At 61.8% G+C, this 8,179-nt stretch carries 11 protein-coding genes and 1 pseudogene; 5 read left to right on the top strand and 7 right to left on the bottom strand.

From position 1 onward, the window contains the following. Positions 1-869, top strand: a pseudogene (locus tag RLDS_RS0127400) (conjugal transfer protein TraG N-terminal domain-containing protein); the annotation flags it as partial. A 6-nt stretch (positions 870-875) separates the two neighbouring features. Here the strand turns inward: RLDS_RS0127400 and RLDS_RS29530 are convergent. Continuing rightward, entirely contained in the window at positions 876-1,082 is a 207-nt protein-coding gene (locus tag RLDS_RS29530; protein ID WP_020818490.1) for a hypothetical protein, read from the bottom strand. A gap of 99 nt (positions 1,083-1,181) precedes the next feature. Here RLDS_RS29530 and RLDS_RS29535 point away from each other — a divergent pair, with 99 nt between their 5' ends. Next, entirely contained in the window at positions 1,182-1,646 is a 465-nt protein-coding gene (locus RLDS_RS29535; RefSeq protein WP_020818489.1) for a hypothetical protein, read from the top strand. 46 nt (positions 1,647-1,692) lie between these two features. On the opposite strand, the gene RLDS_RS29540 is transcribed toward RLDS_RS29535, so the two are convergent. The 3 genes from RLDS_RS29540 to groES form a co-directional block, all read right to left on the bottom strand. Beyond that, the gene (locus tag RLDS_RS29540; RefSeq protein ID WP_020818488.1) at positions 1,693-2,079 is read right to left on the bottom strand and encodes a SpoIIAA family protein; all 387 of its coding nucleotides are present in this window, start codon (positions 2,077-2,079) and stop codon (positions 1,693-1,695) included. A gap of 158 nt (positions 2,080-2,237) precedes the next feature. Continuing rightward, the gene (gene groL, locus RLDS_RS29545; RefSeq protein ID WP_020818487.1) at positions 2,238-3,857 is read right to left on the bottom strand and encodes a chaperonin GroEL; all 1,620 of its coding nucleotides are present in this window, start codon (positions 3,855-3,857) and stop codon (positions 2,238-2,240) included. 56 nt (positions 3,858-3,913) lie between these two features. Beyond that, positions 3,914-4,228, bottom strand: a complete 315-nt coding sequence (groES, locus tag RLDS_RS29550) for a co-chaperone GroES (protein WP_020818486.1) — start codon at positions 4,226-4,228, stop codon at positions 3,914-3,916. A 272-nt stretch (positions 4,229-4,500) separates the two neighbouring features. Between groES and RLDS_RS56795 the strand changes: the two genes are divergently transcribed. From RLDS_RS56795 to RLDS_RS29560, 3 genes are read left to right on the top strand one after another with little or no spacing between them, the layout of a single operon-like run. After that, complete coding sequence (locus RLDS_RS56795) at positions 4,501-4,737, top strand: hypothetical protein (protein WP_021224284.1); 237 nt, start codon at positions 4,501-4,503, stop codon at positions 4,735-4,737. After that, positions 4,734-5,003: an usg protein gene (locus RLDS_RS29555; RefSeq protein WP_020818485.1), complete on the top strand. Its 270-nt coding sequence runs from the start codon at positions 4,734-4,736 to the stop codon at positions 5,001-5,003. The genes RLDS_RS56795 and RLDS_RS29555 overlap by 4 nt, the downstream gene beginning before the upstream one ends. A gap of 8 nt (positions 5,004-5,011) precedes the next feature. Then, complete coding sequence (locus tag RLDS_RS29560; protein WP_236616767.1) at positions 5,012-5,419, top strand: hypothetical protein; 408 nt, start codon at positions 5,012-5,014, stop codon at positions 5,417-5,419. 123 nt (positions 5,420-5,542) lie between these two features. Here RLDS_RS29560 and RLDS_RS29565 read toward each other — a convergent pair whose 3' ends face one another. The 3 genes from RLDS_RS29565 to RLDS_RS29575 form a co-directional block, all read right to left on the bottom strand. Next, positions 5,543-6,061: an Hsp20/alpha crystallin family protein gene (locus tag RLDS_RS29565; RefSeq protein WP_025160432.1), complete on the bottom strand. Its 519-nt coding sequence runs from the start codon at positions 6,059-6,061 to the stop codon at positions 5,543-5,545. Positions 6,062-6,165: 104 nt separating this feature from the next. Beyond that, on the bottom strand, positions 6,166-6,639 hold the full coding sequence (locus tag RLDS_RS29570; protein WP_020818482.1) for an Hsp20 family protein: 474 nt from the start codon (positions 6,637-6,639) through the stop codon (positions 6,166-6,168). A gap of 282 nt (positions 6,640-6,921) precedes the next feature. Next, positions 6,922-7,848 carry a hypothetical protein gene (locus RLDS_RS29575; RefSeq protein WP_021223061.1) on the bottom strand — a complete coding sequence of 309 codons (927 nt, stop codon included), beginning with the start codon at positions 7,846-7,848 and terminating at the stop codon, positions 6,922-6,924. Between the last annotated feature and the right edge of the window lie 331 nt (positions 7,849-8,179).

Here is an 8,179-nt window from a genome sequence, read left to right on the forward strand (position 1 = left end):
CGGCCGGCCTTGGCGGCCGCCGCGGTGGCGGCAACGGAGGCTCGGGTGGGCGCGGGCTGCCGGGGCTCGGAATCAATGTGTCCAAGTCGGGTAGCCAGATGGACACCATGAATTGGACGACGGACGATTCTCGGAGCAGTGAGAGCGGCAACACCTCGTCAAGCGGGGTTCGTGACGAGCATGCGAACGGTAGCGGCGCTTCGACGTCGGAAGGCACCTATGCTCGGAGCGGTGTCTTCGCCCGTGGCTCAAGGACGGATTCGTCGTCGGTCAGCACCGAAGATTCCCTGGCTCTGGCGAAATCCTATTCGGAAACCGCGCGACGGCTCGATGAGCTGTCGCAGCAGCTCTCGCGCGACGCGAGCTATGCGGAGACGCATGGAATGCAATTGAGCGAGAACCTGAGTCAGGATCTCGCCCAATGGTATCGCCACCAGCAGGTCGCAAATCCGGGGCTCGACGCGCCGGAGCTCTGGGCGACCGACTTGACCGATCAGCAGCGAGCGGTTCGGCAGGAGATGATCACGCGCTGGATGGACGAAAAGCAGGCGTCGATCCGGTCCGAGATCGAGGGCAGGCTCCATGCGCCCGATCTCGTCGATGTGCACCATCCCTCCGTCGATAGCGCTGCCGACGTTCGGGCGGCCTACCAGCCTCGCGGGCTAGCCGGAGTGCCGGCCGGTCCCGGAGGCGGCCAGTCATCGACGGCAGCGGACATAATCGAAGAGGGCAGGGCGGATATCGACCTGACGCGTGAGGCTGCCCAATCCATGCGCGGTCAACGCATCCAAGGCGCGGTCGATGTTCAAAGCGAGGTAAACCGGGGCAGGGACCATGGCTTCTTCCATGATCCCAAGCTGCGAGAATGAGGAGCTTTAGACGAACAGGACGAAATAGCCGACGCAGCCAGCCATGAGCAGATAGGCCAATGCATAGCCGATGCGACCGCCGAGCGTAGGATTGCCATCGTGATCGACAGCCGTCCCTATTTCGCAATATTCCTCGTCAACATGCGTGCAGACCGGCGTGCCCGAAGCCTTGGTCCTATTATAGGTTTCGATGTCGAATTTCACGGTTCGCATGGTGAACTCCCAGGAAGTTCACTAGCATGTTCAATCTTTGTTCACAAGGGGCGGCACTGTCCGAACGGCCATACGGCGCGCCGCTTTGCCCGATTAGGAATGGTCAAACGCAAGGTTGCGCGGAGGGGGTTCGAGATGAAATGGATGGCAGTTGTCATTGCCGGTAGCGCCCTCCTGGCCCAAGGTGGCCTTGCGACGGCAAAGGAGAGTGCGCTGCCACCACGGGAGTGCGCCGCCAAGGCACAGGCGGCGGCGATGAAACTCCGGGATATGGCCTCTGCGATCGAAGCGGAGGCTGCTTATGCCGAGCGGCACGGCGGGGCGTTTTCGCCCGAGCTCACCCAGGAATTCGTTCAATGGTATCGCGCGCAGAGCGCGAAAGCCGGAAGCGAATTGCCGGATCTGGGAAAGACGGATCTCACAGTTGATGAGGCTCGGGCGCGGCAAGCGGCGGTTGACCGCTTTCAGCGGGAGAGAAGCGACCGCCAAAATGCCATGGTTGCCGCGATCCATCGCGAGGCTGCGAGGGGATGTCCGGTGCTTGATCGCCCCGCGTCAAGATAGCAGGGATCGTGGACCAAGCGGCCGATCTCAGTGCTGCAGCTCGTGTTCAGGCCCCGCTTTGCGTCTTCGCAGGGTCAACCCAGGCGAGTGCCTCGGCGCGCTGATCGGGCTCGAACACGCGGTAGCTGATGAACGGGAGAATTGCGCTTTCAAGGCGGCTGGCCAAGCGAATCCAGGCCTGATCTGCAACGATGGCAACGCGTCCGAAGCGGTTGAGCTTCCCGAAGAGGGGCATTGCCCGGGCGGTGTAAGCGGGCAAGCCCGACAATTCGATGCCGTCGATCGTCCGCGTCTCAACGAACATATGCACCTTTTCGTGTCGCGCCATCGCGCTGTCCAATCGGGTCATGATCGCGTCAAGATCCGAGCCGGTGATCTTGCCTGAGACTGCGAGGGCGAGCACGTCGTCCGAACTGTCGATAAACTCGTGCATTCTGATCTCCTGCCAGCACCATCCTACGAAATTTCTCGACCGAAGCTACCCTGATTCCGGTCCGGTCAGAAATGGGAGATAGTCGATGTAGCAGGCCCGCTTGCATTCGAGAGATGTGCGAGCAAGGGCGGGAAGGCCATGCCCTCCCGCCCAGGAGGTCAGTAATCCATCGCCGGCATCGGCGCGGCCTTATCTTCCTTTGGAAGCTCGGCCACGAGCGCCTCGGTAGTGATGAGCAGCGAGGCGACCGAGGCGGCGTCCTGGAGGGCGGTACGCACGACCTTGGCCGGATCGATGACGCCCGACTTCACCAGGTCTTCATATTCGCCGGTGGCGGCGTTGAAGCCCCAGTTGTAGTCGCTGCTTTCCAGAAGCTTGCCCACGATGAAGGCGCCGTCCTCGCCCGCATTGTCGGCGATCTGCCGCGCCGGCGAGCGCAGAGCCCGCCTGACGATGTCGATGCCGGACTGCTGGTCGTCGTTGGCCGCCTTGAGACCGTCGAGTGCCTTCAGCGCGCGGAGCAGAGCGATGCCGCCGCCCGGCAGGATGCCTTCCTCGACCGCGGCGCGAGTGGCGTGGAGCGCGTCATCGACACGATCCTTCTTTTCCTTGACCTCGACTTCGGTCGCACCGCCGACGCGAATGACCGCGACGCCGCCTGCTAGCTTGGCTACGCGCTCCTGCAGCTTTTCGCGGTCATAGTCGCTGGTCGTGGTCTCGATCTGAGCACGGATCTGCGCGACCCGGGCATCGATGTCCGAGCGTGCGCCTGCGCCATCGACGACGGTGGTGTTGTCCTTGTCGATGATGATCTTCTTGGCGCGGCCGAGCATCCCCAGCGTTACGTTTTCCAGCTTCGTGCCGAGTTCCTCGCTGACCACATTGCCGGCGGTGAGGATTGCGATATCCTCGAGCATCGCTTTGCGGCGATCGCCGAAGCCAGGCGCCTTGACGGCCGCGACCTTGAGCCCACCGCGGAGCTTGTTGACGACGAGCGTGGCCAGCGCCTCGCCTTCGACGTCCTCGGCGATAATGAGAAGCGGCCGGCCCGACTGAACCACCTGCTCCAGCAGCGGAATGAGGGCCTGCAGGTTGGACAGCTTCTTCTCGTGGATGAGAATATAGGGGTCCTCGAGCTCGACCTTGAGCTTCTCGGCGTTGGTCACGAAATAGGGCGAGAGATAGCCGCGATCGAACTGCATGCCCTCGACCGTTTCGAGCTCGGTCGCGAGGCTCTTCGCCTCCTCGACTGTGATGACGCCCTCATTGCCGACCTTCTCCATGGCTTCAGCGAGAATGCGGCCGACTTCAGCATCGCCATTGGCCGATATGGTGGCGACCTGGGCGATCTCGCTGTTGGCGCTGACCTTCTTGGCATGCGCAGCGAGATCCTGGACCACGGCGCCGACCGCCAGATCGATGCCGCGCTTCAGGTCCATCGGGTTCATGCCGGCGGCCACCGCCTTCGAGCCCTCGCGCACGATCGACTGGGCGAGCACAGTGGCCGTGGTGGTTCCGTCACCCGCCTTGTCGTTCTGCTTCGAGGCCACTTCGCGCAGCATCTGCGCGCCCATGTTCTCGAACTTGTCCTTGAGCTCGATCTCCTTGGCGACGGTGACGCCGTCCTTGGTAATGCGCGGAGCGCCGAAGCTCTTCTCGATCACGACATTGCGGCCCTTGGGACCGAGCGTGACCTTTACTGCATTCGCAAGCGTATCCACGCCGCGCAGCATGCGATCACGCGCGTCCGACGCAAATTTCACTTCCTTGGCAGCCATCTTGGCTTAACTCCTTTCCTTGTTCCTTCCTGAATGCTTGAGGAATGGCGGTCCTGCTAGGCCGCCTGCTTGAGCGGGACGACATTGTCGATCACGCCGAGGATGTCGCTTTCCTTCATGATGAGCAGGTCCTCGCCGTCGATCTTGACCTCGGTCCCCGACCATTTGCCGAAAAGGACCCGGTCGCCGGCTTTCACGGCGAGTTCGATGAGATTGCCGTTGTCATCGCGCGCGCCGAGACCGACGGCGACGACTTCGCCTTCCTGCGGCTTTTCCTTGGCGGTGTCGGGGATGATGATGCCGCCCGAGGTTTTTTCCTCGGCTTCAATGCGGCGGACGACCACACGGTCGTGCAAGGGGCGGAAATGCATGCATAACCTCCGGATGCAAAACAATATGTGATGGCCCTCTCGTTCATCTGAACGACAGGCTTTCCGAAGCTAGGAAAGGAGATTTTTCCGTTCAAGGGGTGCAACGAAAAATATTGGCACTCTGCGCGAGTGAGTGCCAATTGCCCTGATTTCAGTGCCTTGGTCATCGCGAATGCCCTCTTGACGCGACTCACGCGCGCACCAAGATTTGCAGCGGTGGACGTGGCGCCACGAACAACAATGGAGCGACGAGAAGGAAAGGAGGCACAGCAATGTCGCAACCATTTTCCCGTTTTCTTCATCCCTTTGAAGTTGCCCGGCATCCGAGCCTGGAACCGGAAGTGAAGCGCGCAATTCTGGCGTCCTGGGCGTCCGACAGGTCCGCGGTCAGAAACCAGCCTGGCTTGCGCAAGCCCCCTGGAGCAAGGCGTCCCATCCCAGTCGACGAAATTCTTGCGGCGATGCACACGCTTGATCAGGGCCATGAGCGGCCGCAGCCGTCGCCGTGATCGACCGGGGATTTATTGCGCAGCTGCGCGGCTATGGCCTGACGACTGCGGAAATCCACTATTATCGTCCGGACGCGCCTTCGCTTCTCCAGCTATTCGTCTGGCAGGAATATGATCTCGCTCCAGACTTTCCCGTGCTGTTCGATTTTCTCGACCACTGGCGTCGCGAGATCGAGGCGGCGCTCCATTCTGTGCGCATAGCCCATGAAGGGCTGATACGCCCTACGGAATGGAACGCCGTCGACGGCGTGATTTCGATTCAGTGAATCAAGGGGTGTTCAAGCGGATGCGACGCGGCCGCAAGGATGGTGCGCGCGTGCGCCTGCGACGCGGCCGCAAGGATGGTGCGCGCGTGCGCCTGCCGTTCGACGATATCATGGAGTTCGCGATCGCGTTGCTATCCATCAGTCCGCAGGAGCTCGAGGCGCTGCGCTGGACTTTTGCCGATCGTAAGCGGCTGCTCGATCATCTGCTTGCATCGGGCCGAGCCGCACAGGGTGTCGATCCCGAACGGTTGGGCATGCTACCGATCGAGATTAGCATTCCCAGAGACGATCTGACGAAGATGCAGCAATTCGCCGTTCGCGAACTTCCAAAGGCCGCGAGCAAAGCAGCAGTGATCGACCGTGTTCTCACCGCCCTCGACCTGGCAGCGCACCGCCAGGACCGTGAAGCCAGGTGACGGTCTGGTAACCAGACCCGTTTCCGCCCGCTAATCGAGAAATTGGCTCATGGTGCTTCCTGAAATTCCGGGGCAGGAGCTTCGGAGCGCCGGTGGCCGGGAGCAGAGCGCCCCCGGCCTATCTCATGACGCCGCACCGCCATTGATCGGAATTCGGCGCACACTCTCGTCGGGCTTATCGGAGCGTGGCACTGTCACAGTCAGGACGCCGTTCTTGAACGTTGCGCTCGCCCTGTCGTGTTCGACACCGTTCGGAAGGCTGATCCGACGTTCGAAGCGGCCATAGCTTCGTTCAGAATAGCCGCGGTCCTTGTCCTCGACCTCGGCCTTCTTCTCGCCGCGAAGAGTGAGCGCGCCGTCCTCGACCAGCACCTCCACATTCTTCTCATCCAGGCCGGGAAGTTCGGCCGTTACACGGATTTCCTTGTCCGTCTCGCCGAGCTCTAGGTGAGGCCAGCCGGCGCGCCGATCAAACCCGGCAAAGGCGGGCATGTTGAAGCCACGCAAGACGTCGTCGAAGAGACGGTTCACCTCGCGGTGAAGCGATTGCAGCGGATGAGTGTCCCGGTCCTGTTCGGCGCTGACCGAGACAGGCAGCCGGTTTTCCTGCCGGCTCCAGGGAATGAGATCACGAAAAGCCATGATAAGCATCTCCTTTCTGGCTGGATCCTGTCGATACCTGCCGGCACCTGCCGGCCGCCGCTGGCGGGAGGGACGAAAGCGGCGCCGGCAGGCCGGCGGCGGGATCAGGCAACTTCGCTCGCCTTCTCCTTCGCCTCGCCGATTTGGCGACCGTCCGGGGCTCCGCCGCCGATTTCGATTCGGCGCGGCTTCATTGCTTCAGGAACGACACGCCGGAGTTCGATCGAGAGCAGTCCATGTTCGAAGCTCGCCGCTCCGACCTCGATGAAGTCGGCAAGCTGGAAGCGTCGCTCGAACGATCGAGACGCGATGCCTCGGTGGAGATACTCTCCCTTGTCCGCATCATCGGCGCGCTTGCCGGTCACGGTGAGCTGGTTCTGCTGCGCCACGATCTCGATGTCGTCGGGTCTGAACCCTGCGATCGCCAAGGTGATGCGGAAGCTGTCATCGCCAAGCTTCACAATATCGAAGAGCGGATAGCCGTCGTCCTCGCGTGCTCCCGCCTCAAGCAGGTTGAAAAGACGGTCAAAGCCGACCGTTGATCGCCTGTACGGCGTAAAGTCGAAGTTGGTTCTCATTTCCAAATCCTCCAACGAAGCAATTTGGGCATGAGAAGCGTCGGTATGCGAGAGCCGACGCCCTCTATGTCCATCCGGACCCGGATGGCGTCCGGTATTGCAGAGCTAGTGAGGCCAAAGTTCGATTCAAGAGCCTGATCGCACGTTGGCGGTACCTCTGATCGAACCGCGCTGGCTTCCACGAAAAAGCGGATATTGAACCCGCTGCAGGCGGAGACGGAACCGCATCGCGATGGGGTAGCGAGGATAGTGACGCGAGCCTGCCTCTCGCGATGGGCCTGGTTATGCAATTGCGGGGATTGTTCGACCGTCAGCTATTACCGTTTGCGCGAGCCAAGCGATGAAGCTGCCGTCCCTCCAGTTCCGGTGCGTTACCACGAACCCGGGAGATGTACGCTCGGCCTGGCACCGCGTGGCCTCACGCGTCGCATCGATCGCCAGCCGCATGCGCCGGCCACCTACCGCGTTCGAGATGACCAATTCAATCAGGGTTCGTTCGTCGTCTGCACCCGGTCGGACGCGGTGGATCGCACATTCGACGCCGTGGGCATCCAGCGCCGCTTGAAGATGCTCGAGAGCGCGGAGCACATCCCGATCGAGTTCCGAACGAACGAGGATGAACCGTCGAGCATGGAAGATCGGGGCTGCGTACGCTTCGATCGCTGCGGCGCGACCGTCCGGCTCGCCTTCGAAGGCAACGAGCGCGAGGTAAGGACCCTCGATGTCGCTTTCGGTGCCGATCGTTCCTGTCACACGCAGCGGCGACATATTGGGGCCATAGAGCAATGGCGGCCGGACATCGGTGGCATAGAGGACGGCGAAACCGTGTATGGAATGCCCGTTGCGTGCGGTGCGCAGAAGGGAGGCGGCGGCCTCGCCATTATGTAGAGCGACCGGGTGCGTCCAGAAGTGTTCGGCAAGGCCCACGCCGGGAGCCACTTCGAAGCCGGCAGCGGCCGTCTTCAACGCTCCGAACAGGTCAACGATAGAGGGCTGATCGGGTGCGCGGGCGGGGGCTGGAATTTCATTGCAGCCCGCAGCGTCGATGAGTTCCTCCAGCAGGTTCGCCATGGAGTGGCGCGAGGATGCGGCCGCATGCCCGGGCAGCGGCGGCAGGTCGAGATCCGTTGTGAGCCGGAACAATGGGCGAGCGACCGGCGCGGCTATGGAGGCAGCGGAGGAGCGAAACTGGTCCAGATCCATCGCCACGCTCTAGCACAGCTTCATCCGCGCGTGAGAGAGGGAAGCGCCGAACAATGACAACTACGTCACTTTACCTTGCCCAGCGGTAAAGTGACACTGGTGGCAAAATCGCCAAATGACCGTCTTTGTGAGTAATTGGGGGATTCACATGAGTCTAACTTTGTGCTTGATTCGTTCCATGTTTCAGCAGGACCTTTTCGCACCTCCGCCCGCCCGCCGGACAATCGGAATACCCGATATCGTCCGCACGATCGCCGAACATTCAGCGCGTCCGCGCTACACCTTCATGGTGCTCGACCTTATTTCGCGGGTCGCCCGGGCGAATGGGCAGGCCGGG

Origin of the sequence: Sphingobium lactosutens DS20, assembly GCF_000445105.1 — a bacterium.
Classification (GTDB): Bacteria; Pseudomonadota; Alphaproteobacteria; order Sphingomonadales; family Sphingomonadaceae; genus Sphingobium; species Sphingobium lactosutens.

What these genes read in the sequence shown, in the direction of transcription:
- RLDS_RS29530 (WP_020818490.1), bottom strand. Translation starts at nt 1,082, where the DNA reads ATGCGAACCGTGAAATTCGACATCGAAACCTATAATAGGACCAAGGCT.
- RLDS_RS29535 (WP_020818489.1), top strand. Translation starts at nt 1,182, where the DNA reads ATGGTCAAACGCAAGGTTGCGCGGAGGGGGTTCGAGATGAAATGGATG.
- RLDS_RS29540 (WP_020818488.1), bottom strand. Translation starts at nt 2,079, where the DNA reads ATGCACGAGTTTATCGACAGTTCGGACGACGTGCTCGCCCTCGCAGTC.
- groL (WP_020818487.1), bottom strand. Translation starts at nt 3,857, where the DNA reads ATGGCTGCCAAGGAAGTGAAATTTGCGTCGGACGCGCGTGATCGCATG.
- groES (WP_020818486.1), bottom strand. Translation starts at nt 4,228, where the DNA reads ATGCATTTCCGCCCCTTGCACGACCGTGTGGTCGTCCGCCGCATTGAA.
- RLDS_RS56795 (WP_021224284.1), top strand. Translation starts at nt 4,501, where the DNA reads ATGTCGCAACCATTTTCCCGTTTTCTTCATCCCTTTGAAGTTGCCCGG.
- RLDS_RS29565 (WP_025160432.1), bottom strand. Translation starts at nt 6,061, where the DNA reads ATGGCTTTTCGTGATCTCATTCCCTGGAGCCGGCAGGAAAACCGGCTG.
- RLDS_RS29570 (WP_020818482.1), bottom strand. Translation starts at nt 6,639, where the DNA reads ATGAGAACCAACTTCGACTTTACGCCGTACAGGCGATCAACGGTCGGC.